This window comes from Nocardioides coralli, from assembly GCF_019880385.1.
Classification (GTDB): Bacteria; Actinomycetota; Actinomycetes; order Propionibacteriales; family Nocardioidaceae; genus Nocardioides; species Nocardioides coralli.
This window is the reverse complement of the sequence record NZ_CP082273.1, coordinates 2,950,848-2,969,941: the sequence shown is the minus strand read 5'-3', so window position 1 is coordinate 2,969,941 and position 19,094 is coordinate 2,950,848. Positions and strand designations below refer to the sequence as shown.

The following is a 19,094-nucleotide window of genomic DNA, read 5'->3' as shown; positions in this document are numbered from 1 at the left end:
GCGGCGTCGTGCGACCGAGCACGTGGTAACGGTGCGTCTCCCCGAACGCGGGACGGGGCGGGGCGGTTCGTCGTAGCCTTGAGCAATGGAGGGTCTGCTGGTGGGGTCCGGAGTGCCGAAGCACGTCCAGGTCCGCGAGTACGTCCGCGGCCTCATCCGCGACGCCGAACCCGGCACCCCCGCCCCCTCCGAGCGCGAGCTCGTCCACCAGTTCCACGTCGCCCGGATGACCGTCCGGCAGGCCGTCGACGCCCTCGTCGCCGAGGGGCTGCTCGAGCGCATCCCGGGCCGGGGCACCTTCGTCTCCCGGCCGCGACCGGAGATCGGACGCCTGCTCAGCTACACCGAGGAGATGGTGGCGCGCGGCCTGCTCGCCGAGTCGCAGACGCTGCTGGCCCGACGCGAGCAGTCCGGTCCCGGCGTCGCTCGAGCGCTCGGCCTGACCGCCGGCGACCCGGTGATCCACTGGCGACGCCTCCGGCGCGCGGACGGCGTGCCGATGTGCCTGGAGGACGCCTACCTCAACGAGGTGCTCCTGCCGGGCTTCCTGCAGGCCGGGATGCCGACCAGCCTCTACGAGGCCCTCGACGCGCGCGGGCTGCGACCGACGTGGTCCGACGACTCGATCTCCGCCGACCTGGCCGCCGAGCACGAGGCGGGGCTGCTGGAGATCGACCCGGGCGCGGCGGTCATGCGCCACTCGCGGCGGGCCTTCGCGGAGGACAAGATCGTCGAGGTGTCCCGGTCGGTCTACCGGGCCGACCGGTTCACGTGGTGGGTCCACCTGGGTCGGGGCTGAGCCGACCCAAGCCGGCCACCGGCACCCCTGACTCCTCGCACACCCACACCGGGTCCGGGCCCCCGAGATCGGGGTGGATGTGGAGGGCGTGCTCCGGGGCCTCACCGCAGCTGCGGCACACCGGCCACCGCTCACCGGCGTCGACGGCTGCGTCCTGCACGTCCTGCGCCACCAGCCCGGCGACGTACACCTCGCCCTCGGGCCACTGCTCGGCCCACCAGCGACGCGCCTCCACGGCGTCCTCGAGCGCGGACACCAGGTCGACCGAGGCGCGGCCCCTGGCGTGCAGATCGGCGAGCACCTGCGCCCTGACCGCGAGGAACAGCCGATGGTCCATCCGTCCATTGTGCCCCGCGCGCCCACACCACCCTCGGCCGTCGCGGACCTACAGTGGCGGCATGAGCAAGGCCCTGCTCGAGGTCCAGGTGCGCTCGCCGCGCGACGTGCCCGGGGCCGACGAGGGCGGCGCCGACCGGCTCCACCTGGTCGGCGAGCCCGCCGACACCGGGGCGCTCTCGCCCGAGCCGCAGCTCACCTCCGCCGTGTGCCGCGACACCGAGCTGCCGGTGTTCTGCCTGCTGCGACTCAACGACTCCTGGACCACCACCGGCGGTGAGCTCACGCGGCTCGCCGGCCTCGCCGAGGACTACCTCGGGTGCGGTGCCGCCGGGGTGTCCTTCGGGTTCCTCGACGCCGACCTCGAGGTCGACACCGAGCTGTGTGCCGCGCTGGCCGACCGGTTGCCCGGGGTGCCGTGGACCTTCCACGAGGCCTTCGACCTCACGCTCGACGCGACCCGGTCCTGGGCCCGCGTCGTGGACCTGCCGGGCCTGGTGGCGGTCAGGTCGTCCGGGTCGCCCCAGGGGCTCGCGGTGGGCTACGACGAGCTGCTCGAGCTGGCCTCGTCATCGCCACGGGTCGCGAGCCTGGTGATGCCCGGCGGCGGCCTCCAGGGCGAGCACGTCCCGTGGTTCGCCCGAGCCGGGGTCCGCGCGTTCCACCTGGGGCCGCAGGCACGCCCGGGCGGCACCCTCAAGGCCGACGTCGACGCCGCTCACGTGCGGTCGTGGCGGCTGCTGCTCGACGACGCGGTGGCCCGGGCGGACCGGTCCGTCGCCGGATGATCCTGATCGACCCCCCGCTCGCCGCCGGTCGGGGCAGGCTCTGGTCGCACCTCGCCAGCGACAGCTCCTACGACGAGCTGCACCACTTCGCCCGCGAGATGGGCATCCCCGAGCGGGGCTTCGACCGCGACCACTACGACGTGCCCGAGGAGTGGTACGACGCGATGGTCGCGGCCGGTGCCGTCCCGGTCTCCTCCCGGGAGCTGGTCGCCCGGCTGGTCACGGCCGGGCTGCGTCGGCGCAAGCGGGAGGCGTGAGGCCGGGTCAGTCGTGCAGCCGGTCGAGCTCCGCCGTCACGTTGGCGCGCGCGCGTGCCTCCCACCGGTCGCGGGCGACGTCGGTGTGGAACAGGTCGGGCTTGGCGAGCAGGTCACGCAGCACGGCGGCACGGCCGGCCGCGAAGTCGGCGTCCGCGACGGCCGCGTACTCCCGCCTGATGTCGCGCGTGTACTCGGCGTACCGCTCGGCGGGGGCGGCCAGGATCGCCAGGTCGGCGTCGCTGAGCAGCTGGCCGCGGGCGTCCTCGGCGTCGGGGCGGTGAGTGGCCGTCATCCGCACCAGCCGGGCAACGTCGGCCGCCGGCGGGTCCGGGAGCGCCCGCTCCGCCCACTGCGCCGAGCGCTCCTCGTCGTCCTCGCGGCCCTCGTGGACCGCGTCGTGGAACCAGGCGGCCAGCACCACGACGGGGTCGTCGCAACCGAGCTCCCCGAGCCGGTCCAGCACCTCGGTGAGGTGTCGCAGGTCGTGGTAGCCGCGGCCGTCGTCGGCGTACGCCGCCAGCAGCTCGTCGCGCAGCCGGGTCAGCTCGGGGAGCGGCCAGCGCCCGGCCAGCGCCGAGGTCATGCTCACGCGGCCCCCGCCTCGCGCCGGGCAGCCAGCTCCCGGGCGGTGTCGCGGCCGGGTGACAGCGCCCAGCGGATGGTGCGGGTCGCGGCGGAGCCGAGGACCGGCACCACGGTCCGCTCGGCCAGTGGCCACCGCGGAAGCCCGAGGGGCGCCCGCGTCCAGGCCGGCATCAGTCCGACCGCGGCCCCGACCAGCACGCCGTACGCCGGGCGGGCGACCAGCGGCAGCGGTGGCCGCCGCAGCAGGTAGTCGACGGCCTCCCGGGCGTGATCGGTCGCCGCGAGCTCGGGTCGGAACGCCTCGATCCGCTCGGCGAGCTCGGCCTCGGTGCGGGGCGGGTCGGCCGCGCCCAGCTTGCGGGCGACCACGGCCGTCTGCGCGACGTACTCGTCGCGTCCGGCGGCGTCGAGCGGGCGGTCGCCGTAGGCGGTGTGGGCCACGAGGAAGCTGTCGACCTCGGCGATGTGCACCCAGGTGAGCAGGTGCGGGTCTGAGGCGGCGTAGGGGGTGCCGTCGGCGAGCGTGCCGACGACGCGGTCGTGGATGGCCCGCACCGCTGTGGCGGCCCGTTCGGCGTCCTCCTCGTGACCGAAGGTCGTGACGGCGAGGAAGCGGCTGGTCCGGGCGAGCCGGCCGAGCATGTCGCCGCGGTAGCCGGAGTGCTCCGAGACCGCCGTCATCGCTGCCGGGTGGAGTGCTTGGAGCAGCAGCGCCCGCACGCCGCCGACGAACATGGACGCGTCGCCGTGGACGACGCCGATGGGGGAGGCGGGGTCGAACCAGCGCGGTCCCGGGCGACCGTGGATCCGGTCGCGGTGCCGCGGGCCGTCGGGGCCGGCGGCAACCCGGAAGATCGCCTCTCCCAGCCGGTCGCGCACGGTCACGGTCCCGAGCGTACGAGAGCGCTCCACATCGGGGAGGTCGTCACCGGCGGCTGGCTACGCTCGCCGACGTCGTCCTGGGACGACCGGGGACCCGCCGGGGAGGGGGAGGGACGTGATCGACGCCGGACTCGTCCTCGCGCTGGTGGCCCTGGGCCACGCGGGGTTCCAGCTGACCGTGACGGTGGTCGTCTACCCCGCGCTGGCCGCGGTGCCCCAGACGTCCTGGTCGGTCTCGCACGACGGTCACTCGCGCCGCATCAGCCTCCTGGTCGTGCCGTGGTACGCCGCGCTGCTGGCGAGCTCGGGCTGGGCGCTGGTGGCCGCGGACCGGTCACCGTCGCTGCTGGTGGCGGTCGCAGCGCTCGTCGCCGTGGTGGTCGTCACCGGCGTCGCCGCCGCACCCCTGCACGGGCGCCTGGGACGCGAAGGGCCCCAGGGTGTGCTGCTGCGACGGCTGCTGCTCGTCGACCGGCTGCGCCTCGCGCTGGCGCTGGTCGGCGCGGTGGCGGCGGTGGCGGCTCACGGCGTCGGCTGAGGCGTCTGGTCCGCGGCTGCGCGGCGTCGTCACCCGGGTCTACCGTTCCTCCATGCCCGACGAGGCGCGACCGCGGCTGCTGACCCGCTCGTTCGTGCTGCTGGGAGTCGCGGACCTCGCCTACTTCACCGCGATCGGGGTGGCGATCCTGGCGCTGCCGCTGACCGTCACCGGACGGATCGGGTCGGACGAGGCCGGCGCCGGCCTGGCCTTCGGCGCCTTCGGCGTCACCGCGCTGATCTGCCGGCCCTTCGCCGGTCGGCTCTCCGACAGCCACGGTCGCCGACCGCTGATGATCGCGGGCGCGACGGTCTGCGGCGTCGGGATGCTGCTCGTCCCGTTCGTGGAGTCGCTGGCCCTGGTGATCGCGATCCGGCTGCTGCAGGGCGTGGCCGAGGCGGCGTTCTTCGTCGCCGGGTTCGCGCTGCTCGCCGACCTGGCGCCGCCGTCGCGGATGGGGGAGGCGCTCAGCTACAACTCGCTGGGGCTCTACCTCGGCATCGCCCTCGGTCCACCCCTCGGCGAGGTGCTGGCCCGGACCTGGAGCCTGGACGTCGCCTGGTACGGCGCCACGGTGCTCGCCCTGCTCGCGGCCGCGCTCACGCTCCTGCTGCGCGAGCCGCCGCGGACCCGGGAGGGCGGGGGGCACGGCCGGCTGATCCACGTCCCGGCCATCCCGCTGGCCCTGGGGTTCTTCGCCTCGCTGGCAGCCGTGAGCGGGTTCCTCGCCTTTGCGGCCCTGCACTCGCGCGAGATCGGGATGAGCAACACCTCGACCGCGCTGCTCACCTACGGGCTGGTGGTCGTCGGCTGCCGGATCGCGTTCGCGCGGATCCCGGACCGGCTGCCGTCGCTGCCACTGGCGGCCGCCTCCCTGGTGGCGATCGGCGTGGGGCTGACGGTGATGGCAGCCTGGCAGGCACCGGCAGGCCTCATCCTGGGCGTCGTGATCGCGGCCCTCGGCGTCACGTTCGCCACACCGGCCTTCTTCTCCGCCATCTTCGCCACGGCGACGCCCTCGGAGCGCGGAGCTGCGTCCGGGACCGCGAGCGCCTTCATCGACCTGGGACTGGGTGCCGGCCCGGTGCTCATGGGGCTGGTCGCCCGGGCCGAGGGGATCCCGGCGGCGTTCGCCATCGGCGCCGGCATCGCCTTCGTGGGCTGTGCGTGGACGTTGCTGCTGGCCCGGCGCGTGACGCGCGCGCTGCGTCAGTCGCTCGGCACCAGCACCCAGAGCGCGATGTAGACGACGAACTGGGGCCCGGGCAGCAGGCAGCTCAGCACGAAGATCACGCGCACCGTGGTGGGCGTGACCCCGAAGCGCTGGGCGAGTCCGGCGCAGACGCCGGCGATGATGCGCTTGTCCTGGGGCCGGACGAGGGGACGGGGCGGGTAGGAGACGCTCATGGCTCCACCGTCCCTCGCCCGGCCGAGGATTGCATCCCCGAGGCACCGAAATCAGGGTGCGGTCAGGGTGGGCGCGGGCTCATGATGACGGGGTGAGGCCGACCGCAGACTCCTTCCACGCCCTGGCGCGCAGCTCGCCGTGGCGCTGGACGAGCCTGCACGTCCGCCACCGCCGCGGTGGCGAAGCCGCCTCGCCCGGGACCGACGTGGAGGCCTGGCTGACCCGGCCGGACGGCGTGCGGATCCTCGCCGCCGACGGGCGGTCGATCAGCAACAGCCTGGGGACGCAGCGGGCCGACGGCGCGGCGAGCGGTCCGTGGCGGCCACCGGTGCCGACCTACCGGCAGGACGGGCTGGTGGCGCGGCGTCCGGGCGCCGGCTCGGCGGCGGACCGCTACCTCGACGACGGCCTGTTCTGGGAGAGCTACACCTGGGTCGCCATGCTCGACCCGGCCGAGCTGAGCCACCACGTCCGGGTCGAGGACCTCCGCGAGGTCGAGGTGGCGGGACGGCCCGCGTGGCGGGCCCGGCTCACGGCCGAGACCGGCTACGCGCCGCTGTGCGGCGGCGACTGCTGCGAGCTGCTGCGCAGCGAGGCGGGCGCCCGGTCCGACCTCGCCGACGGCGAGGACCTGCCCGCCCGATCGGCGGGCGTCACCTGGCCCGAGGCCTACGACGCGGCCCTCGACGTGGCGACCGGCGTCGTGGTCCTGCTGCACCCGGTGGGGGGCACCGGCCGGGACCTGTGGCTGGAGAACGACATCATCGCCTCGGCCTGACGCGGGTGTCGGTGGTGCGGCCTACGGTGTCTGCATGGACGCGTGGACGTTCACCGCACCGCTGTGGCCGTGGGAGGCGCGCCCCGACTCCTGGGTCTTCCTGACGGTGCCGCCCGAGGTCTCCGACGAGATCGAGGACCGCATGGTCGCCCGGGCGCCGCGCGGCTTCGGGTCCGTGAGGGTCGAGGTCACCATCGGCGGCTCGACGTGGCGCACCAGCGTCTTCCCGTCGAAGGAGGAGGCGGCGTACGTACTGCCGGTGAAGAAGGCGGTGCGCCGGGCCGAGGACCTCGAAGCGGGCGACGAGGCCGAGGTCCGGCTGACCGTGCTCGACTCCTAGCCGCCGCGCACCGACCGGCCTCAGAGGTCGGCGGCGTCCACGATCCGGTAGGCGTAGCCCTGCTCGGCGAGGAAGCGCTGCCGGTTGGCGGCGAAGTCCGCGTCGACCGTGTCGCGGGAGACGATCGCGTAGAACCGGGCCGTCCGGCCGTCGGCCTTGGGTCGGAGCAGCCGGCCCAGTCGCTGTGCCTCCTCCTGGCGGGAGCCGAAGGACCCCGAGACCTGGATCGCGACCGCCGCCTCGGGGAGGTCGATGGAGAAGTTGGCGACCTTGCTGACGACCAGCAGCGAGATCTCGCCGGCGCGGAAGGCGTCGAAGAGCCGCTGCCGCTCCTTGACCGGGGTGTCGCCCTTGATCACCGGTGCGTCGAGGTCGGCCCCGATCTCGTCGAGCTGCTCGAGGTACTGCCCGATCACCAGCGTCGGCTCGCCGGCGTGCTGCTCGACCAGACGCTCGGCGACCCGGGTCTTGGCCGGCGTGCACGCCGAGAGCCGGTAGCGCTCCTCGAGCTCGGCAGTGGCGTAGGTGATCCGCTCCGACTCGGGCATCGTCACCCGCACCTCGACGCAGTCGGCCGGCGCGATCCATCCCTGCGACTCGATGTCCTTCCACGGGGCGTCGTAGCGCTTCGGCCCGATCAGCGAGAAGACGTCGCCCTCACGGCCGTCCTCGCGCACCAGCGTCGCCGTCAGCCCGATCCGGCGCCGTGCCTGCAGGTCGGCGGTCATCCGGAAGATCGGGGCCGGCAGCAGGTGCACCTCGTCGTAGACGATGAGCCCCCAGTCGCGGGCGTCGAAGAGCTCGAGGTGGGGGTAGACGCCCTTCCGTCGCGTCGTCATCACCTGGTACGTCGCGATGGTGACCGGTCGGATCTCCTTGACCTGCCCGGAGTACTCGCCGATCTCCTCCTCGGAGAGCGAGGTACGCCGCACCAGCTCGTCCTTCCACTGCCGGGCCGAGACCGTGTTGGTGACGAGGATCAGCGTGGTGGCCTGCGCGTGGGCCATCGCGGCAGCGCCGACCAGCGTCTTGCCGGCGCCGCACGGCAGCACGACGACGCCCGAGCCGCCGTGCCAGAACGACTCGGCCGCCTCGCGCTGGTAGCCGCGCAGCGACCAGCCGTCCTCGGCCAGCTCGATCGGGTGGGCCTCGCCGTCGACGTACCCGGCGAAGTCCTCGGCCGGCCAGCCGAGCTTGAGCAACGCCTGCTTGAGGTTGCCCCGCTCGCTGGGATGGACCGCGACGGTGTCGTCGTCCAGGCGAGCGCCGAGCATGCCGGCGACCCGCTTGGCGCGCAGCACCTCCTCGAGGACGGGGCGGTCCGTCGTGACCAGCACCAGGCCGTGGGTGGGGTGCTTGTCCAGGCGCAGCCGACCGTAACGAGCCATGGTCTCCGCGACGTCGACCAGCAACGCGTGCGGCACCGCGAACCGGCTGTAGGTCAGCAGAGTGTCGACCACCTGCTCGGCGTCGTGGCCCGCGGCCCGCGCGTTCCAGAGGCCGAGCGGCGTCAGCCGGTAGGTGTGGATGTGCTCGGGCGACCGCTCGAGCTCGGCGAAGGGCGCGATCGCGCGGCGGCAGTCTGCCGCCTGCTCGTGGTCGACCTCGAGCAGGAGCGTCTTGTCCGACTGGACGATGAGGGGGCCCGCATTCACAACCGGCAAGCCTACGCAGCCGCGCCAACGGCCGACGCCGGGCCGACCGGCCGGTCAGACCCCCGAGTCCGCCTTCTGCCGTGCGCGGTACGCCGCGACGTTGGCCCGGGAGGAGCAGCGCTCGGAGCAGTAGCGCCGCGACTGGTTCGGGGAGGTGTCGACGTAGACGTTGGTGCAGGGCGTCGCCGAGCAGACGCCGAGCCGGGTCGGCCCGAGGTCGCACACCAGGGTGGCCAGCCCGAGCAGTGACTCGCCGATCAGCAGCTCGGACACCGACGCCGAGCGGGTCGCGACGTGGAGGTGGAGGTCGTCGGGGTCGTGGTCGGAGATCATCGGGGTGATGGGGTACTTCTCCATCAGCGCGTTGAGGGCCTCGATGACACCCGCGGCGTCGCCGGCGTCGGACGCCTCGAAGACCGGCCGCAGCTCGCGCTGGAAGCGGCGGAGCACGAAGGCGTCGCGATCCGTGCAGGACGGGTGGAGCCACTCGCGGTGCGCGAGGTGGGCGACCAGCGCGCCGTCGTCGGGCAGCTCCGCGTTGAGCAGGCCGGCCGACGCCTCGGCGTACCGGATGAAGTCCACCGGTCCACTCTACGGCGGTCTCAGGCGTCCTCGACCGCACGCACGGAGGTGACCCGGTGGATGGCGAAGGTGCGGGTGTCGTCGCTGCGTACGTCGTACGCCGTCAGCTGCCCACCCTCCACGCGGACCGGCTCCACCAGGCGTTCGCTGCGGCTGCCGTGGTTGTCGACGTACCCGATCACGACCGCCGCCCCCGTCTCGATCGCCTCCCGCAGCGCCGCGAGCGAACCACTGGGCGTGAGGGGTCGCGCCGCCGCCGGGCGGGACGCGGTCACGCGGTCGCCGGCCCGGACCGCGGCCACCACCTGGGCGACGTGGGCGGCTTCCCGGGCGCGCGCCGTCGCGGCGCCGCGGGCCTCGCGCGGGGTGCGGGCCCGCAGCTGGTCGGGCCGGGCGATCTGCACGGTGCCGTCGGCCGCCTCGACCACCGGCGCGGCACCGATGTCACGCAGCCGGGGCAGCAGCACGTCCAGCGGGGTGTCGCTCACCAGCACCGTGGGGGCGAGGCGCCGCAGTCCGAGACCACCGGCCTTCGGGTGGTGGAGCAGCTCGGTCAGCACCGTCTCGTCGTCGGCGCGGAGGAACGCCTCGGCGTGGCCGGCCCGGATGCTGCCGAAGGTGCGGGCGCTGTCGTCGACGAGGTAGCGCAGCGGCTGCGGCACGTCGGTGGCGGCCACCTCGTCGAGGAGCTCGTGCACCTCGTGAGCCGACCATCCCAGGTCGAGGGCACGTCGGACCGACCCCGGGGTGAAGCGGTAGACGGTGGCGCCGCCGCGTGACTCGACCTCGGCGACGAGGTGCAGCCGCCGCGCCACGCTGGACTCCAGCGGGCCCGGCGCCACCGCGGTCAGGTCGGCCTGCAGCACGACCTGCTCGAGCGGCTTCGGCAGCAGCGGCGCCAACGTCGCCACCGCGGCCTCGTGGTCACCGTCGAGCAGCAGCCGACCATGGCCAGCGAGGCCGCCGAGCCCGGTCACGCCCAGCACGCCCGCCTCCGCCACCGCCCAGGCCACCTGGTCGGCGCGGGCCCGTGGCCGCCGGGGTCGCTGCCAGGTCAGCCGCGCGACCAGCGACGGGACACCGGTGCCCGCGGCGAGCTGGTCGCCCTCGGGCAGCGTGGCCAGCGCCTCGAGCGTCATCCGCCTGGTCTCCGCCGCGATCGGGCTGGTGAGGTCGGGGGCGAGGGCGTTGCGTCCCTTGCCGGCCTGGTCACGGCTGCCGACCAGTCCCGGCACCCGCGGGCTCTGCAGCCAGTGCCGAGCCAGCGCCAGCCACCGGTCGGCCAGCTCGTGAGCCGACCAGAGGTCGAAGGCGTCGGTCGGGACCCACACCGGGACGCCGTCGCGGTCGGCCCGGGTCGCGACCAGCCCCGCCGCGGCGGCGACCTCGATCAGCAGTGCCGTGTCGCGCTCGTCCGCGTGCAGCATGGTGGCGGCTGCCTTGAGGTCCCGGACGGAGAGCCCTCCTGACCGGAGCTCGCCGGGCGGGTGGGCGCCCCAGTGGTCCAGGAGCAGCTCGACCCGGTGCACCGCCTCCAGCGCGGCGCCGGCAGCCGCCCGGTCGACGAGCTCCGGCGAGCGGGACGTGGCGGCGATCGCCGGGACCTCGTCGACGCGCTCCCGCGTCGTGTGCCCACCCCGCAGCGCCAGGCCGACCTCGCCGGGAAGCACCACCACCCCGCCGGACCGGGGCACGAGCAGCCTGCGGGCCAGCAGCTCCTCGGCCGGGGAGGCAGCCTCGTCGGTGGACACGGTCGTCCGTGAGGACCCGGTGGTCCCCTGACCGCCGTGCGCCTCGACGTGGTCGAGGAGCCGGCGTGCCTGCGGGCTCAGCTCGGACAGCAGCTGCGCGAGCCGCTCCCCGCCGGGAGGCTTCTCGGAGCGTGGGCGCAGCCCGCTCACCCCCGGGCCGCCGGAGGCGAGTGCCTCGACCACGCCGGTCAGCGGACGCAGCCCCTCCCGCGCCTCCCACACCAGCGCGAGGTCCAGGAGCCGCTCGATCGCGGCACCCGTGGCGGCCGCATCGGCGTTCACGAGCCGGGAGATCTCCTCCCGGGTGGTTTGACCCGCGACGACGAGGGCATCAAGGACGCAGAGCTCGGGCAGCGTCAGCTGGTCGAGCGCGCGTACGACGGAGGACCGGGTGGCGGCACGCGACGCCAGCTGGCCGGAGTCCTGAGGAGCTGGCGTGGCGAGGTCGGGTCGGTCGCTGAGCAGACGGGCGAGCCGGTCCTCCGGCCACGCCCGCAGCTGCTCGGCCAGGGTGCGGTACGTCGCCCCGGCGCCTCCTGCTCCCGACATCCGTCCCACGCTACCCGGCTGCCCGCGTCGGCGACCCCGTACGCTGCTGCCCGGCCAGGAGGTGGGATGAAGCAGGTCGAGCTGCACCACGGCGCCCGTACCGACGTCGGTCGGGTCCGCGAGGTCAACGAGGACGCCTACCTCGCCGCCCCGCCGGTCTTCGCGGTGGCCGACGGCATGGGCGGTCACGAGGGCGGTGACGTCGCGAGCCGCGTCGTCGTCGAGGAGCTGGGCCGGCTCGCCGACCGTGCCCTCGACCCGACCGAGGCCCGTGAGCAGCTCGCCGCCGCCCTGGCCACCTGCCAGCAGCGCATCGCCGAGATCGGCGCCGACGGCGAGACCTCCCGACAGGCTCGCTCGTACGCCGGCACCACCGTGGTCGCCGCGATCGTCGTCGACGACGGCGGCCCGGCGTGGTTCCTGGTCAACCTCGGCGACTCGCGCGCCTACCGGCTCTCGCAGGGACGGCTCAGCCAGGTGAGCACCGACCACAGCCTGGTCCAGGAGCTCGTCGACGCCGGCTCCCTGAGCACCGAGGACGCCGCGACCCACCCCGAGCGCAACGTCATCACCCGCGCGCTGGGTGGTCGGGAGGCCTCGGAGCCCGACTACTTCCTGCTCCCCCTCGCGGAGGCGCCGCGGCTGCTGCTCTGCTCCGACGGCATCAACGGCATGATCGACGACGCGGCCATCGAGGAGATCCTCGGTGCGACCGACGACCCGCGCGACGCGGCCGACCGGCTGGTCGAGGCCGCCCTCGCCGCGGGCGGCCGTGACAACGCGACGGCAGTCGTCGTCGATGTGGTGGGATGGGCCGACGTGCCGGACTACGACGCCGACCGTCAGCGATCGAGCCTCGAGCGGAAGCTGGGGGCCCTGCCGTGACCGACGCGTCGGCACACAGCTACCGACCGGGCCCGTGGTTCGCCGTCGTCGGCGAGCACGCCACGGTGCTGCTGCCTCCGGCCGAGAAGGAGCGGGTCGCCGAGCTCTGGTCCGTCGTCGACGACGGCGGTGGTTTCGACGTCGTGCTCGACGCCCTGATCTCCCGCGGGCTGCGTGACCTCACCGGGTTCGTGCTCGTGGCCACCGCGGAGGGCACCACCAGGCTCGTCGTCCGCGGCCCGGCGCAGGCCCACGTCGTGGCCGACGACGGCGAGGTCACCGTCGACGGCACGGAGGCCACGACCTGGGCCGAGCGGACGCTGAGCGGGGTCTCGTCATTGCGCCTGGTGGTCGCCGACGCCGCTGAAGAGGCCGCCCTCCACACCATGACCGGGGGACTGGTTCGCGTGAGCGAGCTGACCACGCCCGCGGAAGTCGGGGGCCACCAGCACGAGGACGAGGTCGAGGTTCCCGCCGACGAGCCGGACCCCGACCCCGGCGCCGAGCTCCCCACCACCGGTCCGATGCCGGTGCCCGAGGCGCCGCCGGGCCCGCTCGGCCCCGAGACCGACTGGTCGCAGCCCCCGCCGGAGCCGCCGATCGGCGTCCCTTCCGGACCGCCCCCGCCGGTCGCGGTCACGCAGCCGGTGCCGCTGCAGTCGTCGGTGCCGGGACCTGAGGAGTCCGAGCCTGCCGCGGTCGTCCGCCTGGTCTTCTCCCACGGCGAGGAGGTGGCCGTCGACCGCGCCGTCGTCGTCGGTCGCGCGCCCCAGGCCGGGCGCTCCCGCGGCACCGGGGAGCCACAGCTGGTCACCGTGCCGAGCCCCGGTCAGGAGATCTCCTCGACCCACCTCGAGGTCCGGCCCGGGAGCGGCAGCGACCACGGCCACGCCGTCGTCGAGGACCTCGGATCGACCAACGGCACAGTGCTCGTCCGGCCCGGCCAGGCCGCCGAGGAGCTGACCGCGGGCACCCCCGTCGTGCTGGTCCCCGGGGCGGTGCTCGACCTCGGCGACGGGATCACCATCACGGTGACCGCTCCCTGATGTCGACGCACGCCCGGTCGGAGGCCGACCCGACCCACCCGCCCGCCGGCACCGACCGCCGCTTCTACGCCTTCGTGCTCGACCGGCTGTGGGCCTGGCCGCTGCTCGCCCTGGTCGGGTACGCCGGTTGGCTGGTGTCGTGGCGGCACGGGGGGCTGTGGGGTGGCCTGGTCCTGATCGTCCTCGGCGTGCTGCTGGTGGTCGCCGCGACCGCCGTGGGGGTCGGCCTGTGGGGTCTCACCCCGGGCAAGGCCCTGCTGGGGCTCCGGGTCGTGGACGCCGCCACCGGGCGGCCGATCGGTGTGCCCGCCGCCCTGCTGCGAGGGCTCGTGCTCGCGGGCGCCGCCCTCCCGACGTTCGGCATCGGCCTGGCCACGCTGGCCCAGACCGCGGTCAGTGACCCGCACGGCCGGCGTCGGGGGTGGCACGACGTGCTGACCGGCAGCGTCGTGGTCGACGTGCGACCGGTGCCCGAGCCCGCCGAGGTCGTCGAGGAGCTGCCGCGCCCGGTGCTCAACCTCACGGCGATGCGGCTCGCGCCGGCACCGGCGGGCCAGGGCGCCGTCGCGCCCGGGCGCCGGGCGGCAGGGGCCCACCCGGGTGCCGATGAGGCCTCGGCCCCCGTCGGGGTCATCCCCGTCCCGCGGTGGCGCGTGACCCTCGACTCCGGGGAGTCGCTGGCGGTCGAGGGACTCCTGCTGCTGGGACGCCGCCCCGAGGGCCGACCCGACGAACCGGTCGGCCGCCCGGTCGCCCTCACCTCCCACGACCTCTCGGTCTCCAAGACCCACGCCGCGATCGCGGTCGCCCCCGACGGGTCGCTGGTGGTCACCGACCGCGGCTCGCGCAACGGCACGGTCCTGATCCGGGCGGGGTCCTCGCGACAGCTGCTGGCCGACGATCCGGCGACGCTCCAGGCCGGCGACACCGTACGGCTGGGCGACCGCACCCTGACGGTGCAGCGCGAGGCCTGACCTCGATGTCCGACCCGCGGCGCTCGTTCCTCCAGCTCCTCTACGAGGAAGCGCCCCGCAGCGCCTTCGACCAGGTGGTGGCCGACGCGGTCGAGGCGGGGGTCGGGCCCGACGAGCTCGTCCGGCTCCGCGAGGAGTACGACGTCGCGCTCCGGCTGCGCGAGCTCATCGCCCGGCAGCAGGCGCGCGAGGCGGAGATGCGGGCCCTCTACGAGACGGCCAACGACCTCACCGCGATCCGCGACGTCGACACGATCCTGGCCGCCATCGTGCGTCGTGCCCGGCAGCTGCTCCAGGCGGACATGACCTACCTGTCCCTCAACGACGAGGCCGAGGGCGCGTCGTACATGAAGGTCACCGAGGGCGCACTGACCCCGGAGTTCAAGCAGCTCCGGCTGCCGCTCGGCACCGGGCTGCTCGGCCTGGTCGCCCAGACCGGGGAGCCCTACTTCACCGAGGACTACCAGTCCGACGAACGGTTCGTGCACCGTGGCTACATCGACGAGGCCGTGGCGGGGGAGGGCATCCGCGCGATCCTGGGCGTCCCGCTCGTGCTGGAGGGGCGGGTGATCGGCGCACTGCTCGCGGTCCACCGGTCGGTGCGGCCGTTCCCGCCCCACGAGGTGACGCTGCTGACCTCCTTCGCCGCCCACGCCGCGGTGGCCCTCGAGAACGCACAGCTCTTCGCCGACCTCGACGACGCCCACCGCACCATGACCCAGCACACCGCTGCGGTCGAGGCGGCGGCGCTCGCCCACGACCGTCTCACCGACCTCCTGGTCGCCGGTGGCGGCGTGGAGGAGGTGGCCGACGTGATGGCCGACGTGATGGGTGGACCCCTGGCCGTCCTCGGGCCCGACGACGAGCACCTGGCCGGCGCCGAGGCTCCTGGCGACTGGTCGACAGCGGCGGCGGAGTCGGTCGCCTCGGGACGCGCCGTGCGGCGCGGGCGCCACTACGTGACCGCGGCCCAGGCCGGCACCGAGCACGTCGCCACCCTGGTCCTCGACGCGGGTGGTCGCGAGCTCGACCAGCCGGCGCTGCGGACCCTCGAACGTGGCGCCCTGGTCACCTCGCTGGTGATCCTCTTCGCCCGCACCGTCGCCGAGACCGAGGACCGGCTCGGGGGTGAGCTCCTCGCCGACCTGCTCGAGGCCCGACCGAGCGCGCTGCCGGCGCTGCGCGAGCGGGCCCGCCGCCGCCAGGTCGTCCTGGAGCCGCCGCTGGTCGTCGCGGTCGCCGCGGTGACCGGGCTCGACCGCTTCCCGGCACGGCGGGCGTTGACCCGCCTGGCAGCCGAGCACCAGGGCCTGGCCGGTGACCACCTCGGCAGGCTGGTGCTGCTCGTCCCGGGTGAGGACCCCCTCGAGGCGGGGGCGCGGCTGGCCGAGGCGGTCGCCGCGCGCGGCGGCTCCGCCACGGTGGGCGTCTGCGCGGCCGACCCCGACGCGCTGGGAGACGGTCACGCCGAGGCTCGCCGGTGCCTCGAGACCCTGCTGACCCTCGGCCGCGTGGGGGAGGTCAGCGACCCCGCGGGCCTCGGGGTCACCCGCCTGCTGCTCGGCGACAACGATCCCGAGCACCTGGCGACGTACCTCGCCACGACCCTGGGTCCCGTCCTGGCCTACGACGAGGCCCGCTCCACCAGCCTCGTGGCCACGCTGGAGGCGTGGTTCGCGACCGGTGGGACGGTCAAGGAGGCTGCGGCCCGGCTGCACGTCCACCCCAACACCGTCTCCCAGCGGCTGGAGCGGATCACCGGCCTGCTCGGGCCGGAGTGGCGCGAGCCCGAGCGGGCGCTGGACCTGCAGCTCGCGCTGCGGGTGCACCGGTTGCGCCGCAGCCCCTCCCGCTGACCGATGTGGGCCGCGGCCACCCTGCGGCCGAATCTGTGGTTCGCAAGCACATGGTTGAGCTGCGATTCCCCGGACTAGCGTCCCCCGCATGCCTGAGACCCCTGTCACCCGTCCCGCCGCGCTCGACGGCCGGCGTGCCGTCGTGACCGGCGGGGCCAGCGGCATCGGCGCCGGGGTCGCCAGCCGGCTCGCCGAACTCGGGGCCGCGGTGCTGGTCCTCGACCGCGACGAGGAGGCCGCCGCCAAGCACGCCGCCGACATCGGCGGCGAGCACCGCGTCGTCGACCTCGCGGACACGACATCCGTCACCGCGCTGGACCTGACCGCCGACGTCCTCGTCAACTGTGCCGGCATCCAGCACGTCGCCCCCGTCGAGGAGTTCGAGCCGGCCAGGTTCGAGCTGATCCACCGGTTGATGCTCGTCTCGCCGTTCCTGCTCACCCAGCAGGTGCTGCCGGGGATGTACGAGCGCGGGTGGGGCCGGGTCGTGCACGTGTCGAGCGTCCACGGCCACCGCGCGTCGGCCTACAAGTCGGCCTACGTCAGCGCCAAGCACGGCCTCGAGGGGCTGTCGAAGGTGATCGCCCTCGAGGGTGCGGGCAAGGGCGTCACCAGCAACACCGTGTGTCCCGGCTACGTCCGCACCCCCCTGGTCGAGGGCCAGATCGCCGACCAGGCGCGCACCCACGGCATCGACGAGAGCGAGGTCCTCGACGACGTCCTCCTGGCACGCCAGGCCATCAAGCGGCTCGTCGAGCCCGTAGAGGTGGCCGAGGCGGTCGCCTTCCTCTGCGGCCCGGCCTCGGCCTCCATCACCGGCAGCTCCTTCGTGATCGACGGCGGCTGGTCCGCCGCCTGACCCACCCTCCTGGAAAGGAAACGCACGACATGACCACCCAGTCCGTCAACGCACCCGACACGGGGGGCACCGAGGAGCAGAGCTCGATCGTCAAGGTCGTCTTCGCCAGCCTGGTCGGCACCGCCGTCGAGTGGTACGACTTCTTCCTCTACGGCTCGGCCGCAGCCCTCGTGTTCGGCACCCTGTTCTTCCCCGAGTCCGATCCCGTCAACGCCACCCTGCTCGCCTTCGGCACCTACGCCGTCGGCTTCGCGGCGCGGCCCCTCGGCGGGATCGTCTTCGGCCACTTCGGCGACCGGGTCGGTCGCAAGAAGATGCTGGTCGTCGCGCTCATGCTGATGGGGGTCGCGACCTTTGCGATCGGCCTGCTGCCGACGTACGCCTCGATCGGTGTCGCCGCCCCGATCCTGCTGCTGGTCTGCCGGCTGCTGCAGGGCTTCGCCGTCGGCGGCGAGTGGGGTGGTGCGGTGCTGATGGCGGCCGAGCACGGCGACCCCGAGCGCCGCGGCTTCTGGTCCTCCTGGCCGCAGGCCGGCGTGCCGCTGGGCAACCTGCTCGCGACCGGCGTGCTCTTCGTGCTGGCCGCCGTCCAGAGCGACGAGGCCTTCGAGGCCTGGGGCTGGCGGATCCCGTTCCTGCTGTCGGCCGTGCTGGTGCTGATCGGCCTGTGGGTGCGCCTGCAGCTGGAGGAGTCCCCGGTCTACCGGGAGGCGAAGGCGGAGATCGCCGACCAGAAGCAGGAGGCCTCCCACATGCCGCTGCTCGAGGTGATCAAGACCTACCCCAAGGAGGTCCTCATCGCCATGGGCATGCGGATGGCGGAGAACATCTCCTACTACATCTTCACCGTCATCTCGATCACCTACGTCACCACCTACCTGGAGGCGGACAAGGACCTGATCCTGCAGATGCTGCTGATCGGCGCCGCGGTGCAGTTCTTCATGATCCCCGCCTTCGGCGCCCTCTCCGACCGGATCGGGCGGCGCCCGCTCTACCTGGTCGGCGCGGTCGGCGTGGCGGTGTGGTCCTTCGTGTTCTTCAACCTGCTCGACTCGATGACCGGCACCGCCGTGCTCACCGCCGTGCTGGTCGGACTGCTGTTCCACTCGATGATGTACTCGCCGCAGGCTGCCTTCTTCTCCGAGCTGTTCGGCACCAGCGTCCGTTACACCGGCGCCTCGGTCGGCTACCAGCTGGCGTCGATCTTCGCCGGTGCCCTCGCGCCGATCATCGCGGTGCAGCTGCTCGGCTCGGTGGAGGAGAAGAACACCACCGCTGTCGGCATCTACGTGGCAGTCGCCTCGGTGATCACCGTGATCGCGGTGCTCTTCGCCAAGGAGACCCGGGCGTCGTCGCTGCGCCACGACCGCGTGGTGCGTGCCGCGCACCACTGAGCCACCCAGCGCGCAGGCCTCCCCGGGAAGACCCCGGGGAGGCCTGTGTCACGCGAGGGCGTCGGGGACCAGCCCCTGCACCAGGTCGTACGTCGCACGGTCGGCGGCGGTGATCAGGGCCCGCGGCACGCCGGCCTGGGGCCGGTAGGGCTCACCGTCGAAGGTCCCGACGAAGCCGCCGGCCTCGGTCAGCAGCAGCGAGCCGGGGGCGTGGTCCCAGGGCCGGGAGCGGCCGTAGAGCGCGTAGTCGGCCTCGCCCTCGACGAGCTTGGGGTAGTCGACCCCGCAGCAGACCCACGTCAGCTCCAGCGCCTGCAGTGTCCCCACCGCGCGGCCCAGCCACGAGCGCCGCGACGTCACCCCCCGCACCCGCTCGCCCACCGGGGGCCGGGTGAGTCGCTTCCCGTTGCCCCAGGCGCCCGCGCCGCGCTCGGCGACGTACGCCTGCTCGTGCTGCGGCTGCCAGATCCACGCGCGCACCGACTGCCCGCCGCGCACCTCGGCCACCATCACCGCGTGGTCCGGGGAGCCGTGCACGAAGTTCCGGGTGCCGTCGACGGGGTCGACGGTGAAGGCGTGCTCGGCGGTGCGGTACCGCTCCAGGAGGGCGGGGTCCTCGGCACAGGCCTCCTCGCCCAGGATCACCGCGTCGGGGTAGGCCGCGACGAGGGCTCGCGTGAGCAGCTGCTCGGACTCGCGGTCGGCGACGGTGACGAGGTCACCGGGGTTCTTCTCGTCGACCTGGTGGTCGGCGAGGTCACGGAACCGCGGGGTGATCACCTCGTCGGCGACCTCGCGGATCAGGTCGAGCACGGCGTCGGTGTCCACG

The 19,094-nt window shown here is 74.2% G+C and carries 21 protein-coding genes; 13 read left to right on the top strand and 8 right to left on the bottom strand.

Going from position 1 to position 19,094, the window contains the following annotated elements:
• Nucleotides 1-85 precede the first annotated feature (85 nt).
• Nucleotides 86-799, top strand: a complete 714-nt coding sequence (locus K6T13_RS14610; RefSeq protein WP_222895272.1) for a GntR family transcriptional regulator — start codon at nt 86-88, stop codon at nt 797-799.
• Here K6T13_RS14610 and K6T13_RS14605 read toward each other — a convergent pair.
• The gene (locus K6T13_RS14605) at nt 768-1,136 is read right to left on the bottom strand and encodes a hypothetical protein (RefSeq protein ID WP_222895271.1); all 369 of its coding nucleotides are present in this window, start codon (nt 1,134-1,136) and stop codon (nt 768-770) included. The two genes, K6T13_RS14610 and K6T13_RS14605, sit on opposite strands and share 32 nt — an antisense overlap.
• A 61-nt stretch (nt 1,137-1,197) precedes the next feature.
• Here K6T13_RS14605 and K6T13_RS14600 point away from each other — a divergent pair, with 61 nt between their 5' ends.
• Nucleotides 1,198-1,923 carry a copper homeostasis protein CutC gene (locus tag K6T13_RS14600; protein WP_222895270.1) on the top strand — a complete coding sequence of 242 codons (726 nt, stop codon included), beginning with the start codon at nt 1,198-1,200 and terminating at the stop codon, nt 1,921-1,923.
• Nucleotides 1,920-2,180 (top strand): DUF4031 domain-containing protein, encoded by a 261-nt coding sequence (locus tag K6T13_RS14595; RefSeq protein ID WP_222895269.1) that lies wholly within the window; start codon nt 1,920-1,922, stop codon nt 2,178-2,180. Before K6T13_RS14600 ends, K6T13_RS14595 begins: the two co-directional genes overlap by 4 nt.
• Nucleotides 2,181-2,187: 7 nt before the next feature.
• Here the strand turns inward: K6T13_RS14595 and K6T13_RS14590 are convergent, their stop codons facing one another.
• Both K6T13_RS14590 and K6T13_RS14585 read right to left on the bottom strand, forming a co-directional pair.
• On the bottom strand, nt 2,188-2,766 hold the full coding sequence (locus tag K6T13_RS14590; RefSeq protein WP_222898313.1) for an HD domain-containing protein: 579 nt from the start codon (nt 2,764-2,766) through the stop codon (nt 2,188-2,190).
• A 2-nt stretch (nt 2,767-2,768) separates the two neighbouring features.
• The gene (locus K6T13_RS14585) at nt 2,769-3,653 is read right to left on the bottom strand and encodes an oxygenase MpaB family protein (protein ID WP_222895268.1); all 885 of its coding nucleotides are present in this window, start codon (nt 3,651-3,653) and stop codon (nt 2,769-2,771) included.
• Nucleotides 3,654-3,765: 112 nt separating this feature from the next.
• Here K6T13_RS14585 and K6T13_RS14580 point away from each other — a divergent pair, with 112 nt between their 5' ends.
• Both K6T13_RS14580 and K6T13_RS14575 read left to right on the top strand, forming a co-directional pair.
• A complete protein-coding gene (locus tag K6T13_RS14580; RefSeq protein WP_222895267.1) occupies nt 3,766-4,188 on the top strand; it encodes a hypothetical protein in 423 nt (140 codons plus the stop codon).
• A gap of 52 nt (nt 4,189-4,240) precedes the next feature.
• Nucleotides 4,241-5,434, top strand: a complete 1,194-nt coding sequence (locus K6T13_RS14575; RefSeq protein WP_222895266.1) for an MFS transporter — start codon at nt 4,241-4,243, stop codon at nt 5,432-5,434.
• On the opposite strand, the gene K6T13_RS14570 is transcribed toward K6T13_RS14575, so the two are convergent.
• Nucleotides 5,398-5,595: a PspC domain-containing protein gene (locus K6T13_RS14570; protein WP_222895265.1), complete on the bottom strand. Its 198-nt coding sequence runs from the start codon at nt 5,593-5,595 to the stop codon at nt 5,398-5,400. The two genes, K6T13_RS14575 and K6T13_RS14570, sit on opposite strands and share 37 nt — an antisense overlap.
• A gap of 92 nt (nt 5,596-5,687) precedes the next feature.
• Here K6T13_RS14570 and K6T13_RS14565 point away from each other — a divergent pair, with 92 nt between their 5' ends.
• Nucleotides 5,688-6,374 (top strand): hypothetical protein, encoded by a 687-nt coding sequence (locus tag K6T13_RS14565; protein ID WP_222895264.1) that lies wholly within the window; start codon nt 5,688-5,690, stop codon nt 6,372-6,374.
• Nucleotides 6,375-6,408: 34 nt separating this feature from the next.
• Nucleotides 6,409-6,714, top strand: a complete 306-nt coding sequence (locus K6T13_RS14560; protein ID WP_222895263.1) for a DUF1905 domain-containing protein — start codon at nt 6,409-6,411, stop codon at nt 6,712-6,714.
• A 20-nt stretch (nt 6,715-6,734) separates the two neighbouring features.
• On the opposite strand, the gene K6T13_RS14555 is transcribed toward K6T13_RS14560, so the two are convergent.
• From K6T13_RS14555 to K6T13_RS14545, 3 genes are read right to left on the bottom strand one after another with little or no spacing between them, the layout of a single operon-like run.
• Nucleotides 6,735-8,369: a DNA repair helicase XPB gene (locus K6T13_RS14555; RefSeq protein ID WP_222895262.1), complete on the bottom strand. Its 1,635-nt coding sequence runs from the start codon at nt 8,367-8,369 to the stop codon at nt 6,735-6,737.
• Nucleotides 8,370-8,423: 54 nt separating this feature from the next.
• A complete protein-coding gene (locus K6T13_RS14550; RefSeq protein ID WP_222895261.1) occupies nt 8,424-8,951 on the bottom strand; it encodes a CGNR zinc finger domain-containing protein in 528 nt (175 codons plus the stop codon).
• Between the two features lie 20 nt (nt 8,952-8,971).
• A complete protein-coding gene (locus tag K6T13_RS14545) occupies nt 8,972-11,251 on the bottom strand; it encodes a helicase-associated domain-containing protein (RefSeq protein WP_222895260.1) in 2,280 nt (759 codons plus the stop codon).
• Between the two features lie 66 nt (nt 11,252-11,317).
• Here K6T13_RS14545 and K6T13_RS14540 point away from each other — a divergent pair, with 66 nt between their 5' ends.
• The 6 genes from K6T13_RS14540 (at nt 11,318) to K6T13_RS14515 (ending at nt 18,265) form a co-directional block, all read left to right on the top strand.
• Nucleotides 11,318-12,136, top strand: coding sequence for a PP2C family protein-serine/threonine phosphatase (locus K6T13_RS14540; RefSeq protein ID WP_222895259.1), 819 nt, complete (start codon nt 11,318-11,320; stop codon nt 12,134-12,136).
• Nucleotides 12,133-13,182 carry an FHA domain-containing protein gene (locus K6T13_RS14535; RefSeq protein ID WP_222895258.1) on the top strand — a complete coding sequence of 350 codons (1,050 nt, stop codon included), beginning with the start codon at nt 12,133-12,135 and terminating at the stop codon, nt 13,180-13,182. Before K6T13_RS14540 ends, K6T13_RS14535 begins: the two co-directional genes overlap by 4 nt.
• Nucleotides 13,182-14,156, top strand: coding sequence for an RDD family protein (locus K6T13_RS14530; protein WP_222895257.1), 975 nt, complete (start codon nt 13,182-13,184; stop codon nt 14,154-14,156). The genes K6T13_RS14535 and K6T13_RS14530 overlap by 1 nt, the downstream gene beginning before the upstream one ends.
• Nucleotides 14,157-14,161: 5 nt before the next feature.
• Complete coding sequence (locus tag K6T13_RS14525) at nt 14,162-16,012, top strand: helix-turn-helix domain-containing protein (protein ID WP_222895256.1); 1,851 nt, start codon at nt 14,162-14,164, stop codon at nt 16,010-16,012.
• A gap of 88 nt (nt 16,013-16,100) precedes the next feature.
• Complete coding sequence (locus tag K6T13_RS14520; protein WP_222895255.1) at nt 16,101-16,871, top strand: 3-hydroxybutyrate dehydrogenase; 771 nt, start codon at nt 16,101-16,103, stop codon at nt 16,869-16,871.
• Between the two features lie 29 nt (nt 16,872-16,900).
• On the top strand, nt 16,901-18,265 hold the full coding sequence (locus K6T13_RS14515; protein WP_222895254.1) for an MFS transporter: 1,365 nt from the start codon (nt 16,901-16,903) through the stop codon (nt 18,263-18,265).
• 48 nt (nt 18,266-18,313) lie between these two features.
• On the opposite strand, the gene K6T13_RS14510 is transcribed toward K6T13_RS14515, so the two are convergent.
• A complete protein-coding gene (locus K6T13_RS14510; RefSeq protein WP_222895253.1) occupies nt 18,314-19,093 on the bottom strand; it encodes an inositol monophosphatase family protein in 780 nt (259 codons plus the stop codon).
• Nucleotide 19,094: the final 1 nt, after the last annotated feature.

What these genes read in the sequence shown, in the direction of transcription:
- K6T13_RS14525 (WP_222895256.1), top strand. Translation starts at nt 14,162, where the DNA reads ATGTCCGACCCGCGGCGCTCGTTCCTCCAGCTCCTCTACGAGGAAGCG.
- K6T13_RS14575 (WP_222895266.1), top strand. Translation starts at nt 4,241, where the DNA reads ATGCCCGACGAGGCGCGACCGCGGCTGCTGACCCGCTCGTTCGTGCTG.
- K6T13_RS14570 (WP_222895265.1), bottom strand. Translation starts at nt 5,595, where the DNA reads ATGAGCGTCTCCTACCCGCCCCGTCCCCTCGTCCGGCCCCAGGACAAG.
- K6T13_RS14530 (WP_222895257.1), top strand. Translation starts at nt 13,182, where the DNA reads ATGTCGACGCACGCCCGGTCGGAGGCCGACCCGACCCACCCGCCCGCC.
- K6T13_RS14605 (WP_222895271.1), bottom strand. Translation starts at nt 1,136, where the DNA reads ATGGACCATCGGCTGTTCCTCGCGGTCAGGGCGCAGGTGCTCGCCGAT.
- K6T13_RS14590 (WP_222898313.1), bottom strand. Translation starts at nt 2,766, where the DNA reads ATGACCTCGGCGCTGGCCGGGCGCTGGCCGCTCCCCGAGCTGACCCGG.
- K6T13_RS14545 (WP_222895260.1), bottom strand. Translation starts at nt 11,251, where the DNA reads ATGTCGGGAGCAGGAGGCGCCGGGGCGACGTACCGCACCCTGGCCGAG.
- K6T13_RS14515 (WP_222895254.1), top strand. Translation starts at nt 16,901, where the DNA reads ATGACCACCCAGTCCGTCAACGCACCCGACACGGGGGGCACCGAGGAG.
- K6T13_RS14540 (WP_222895259.1), top strand. Translation starts at nt 11,318, where the DNA reads ATGAAGCAGGTCGAGCTGCACCACGGCGCCCGTACCGACGTCGGTCGG.
- K6T13_RS14560 (WP_222895263.1), top strand. Translation starts at nt 6,409, where the DNA reads ATGGACGCGTGGACGTTCACCGCACCGCTGTGGCCGTGGGAGGCGCGC.
- K6T13_RS14595 (WP_222895269.1), top strand. Translation starts at nt 1,920, where the DNA reads ATGATCCTGATCGACCCCCCGCTCGCCGCCGGTCGGGGCAGGCTCTGG.
- K6T13_RS14600 (WP_222895270.1), top strand. Translation starts at nt 1,198, where the DNA reads ATGAGCAAGGCCCTGCTCGAGGTCCAGGTGCGCTCGCCGCGCGACGTG.
- K6T13_RS14610 (WP_222895272.1), top strand. Translation starts at nt 86, where the DNA reads ATGGAGGGTCTGCTGGTGGGGTCCGGAGTGCCGAAGCACGTCCAGGTC.
- K6T13_RS14520 (WP_222895255.1), top strand. Translation starts at nt 16,101, where the DNA reads ATGCCTGAGACCCCTGTCACCCGTCCCGCCGCGCTCGACGGCCGGCGT.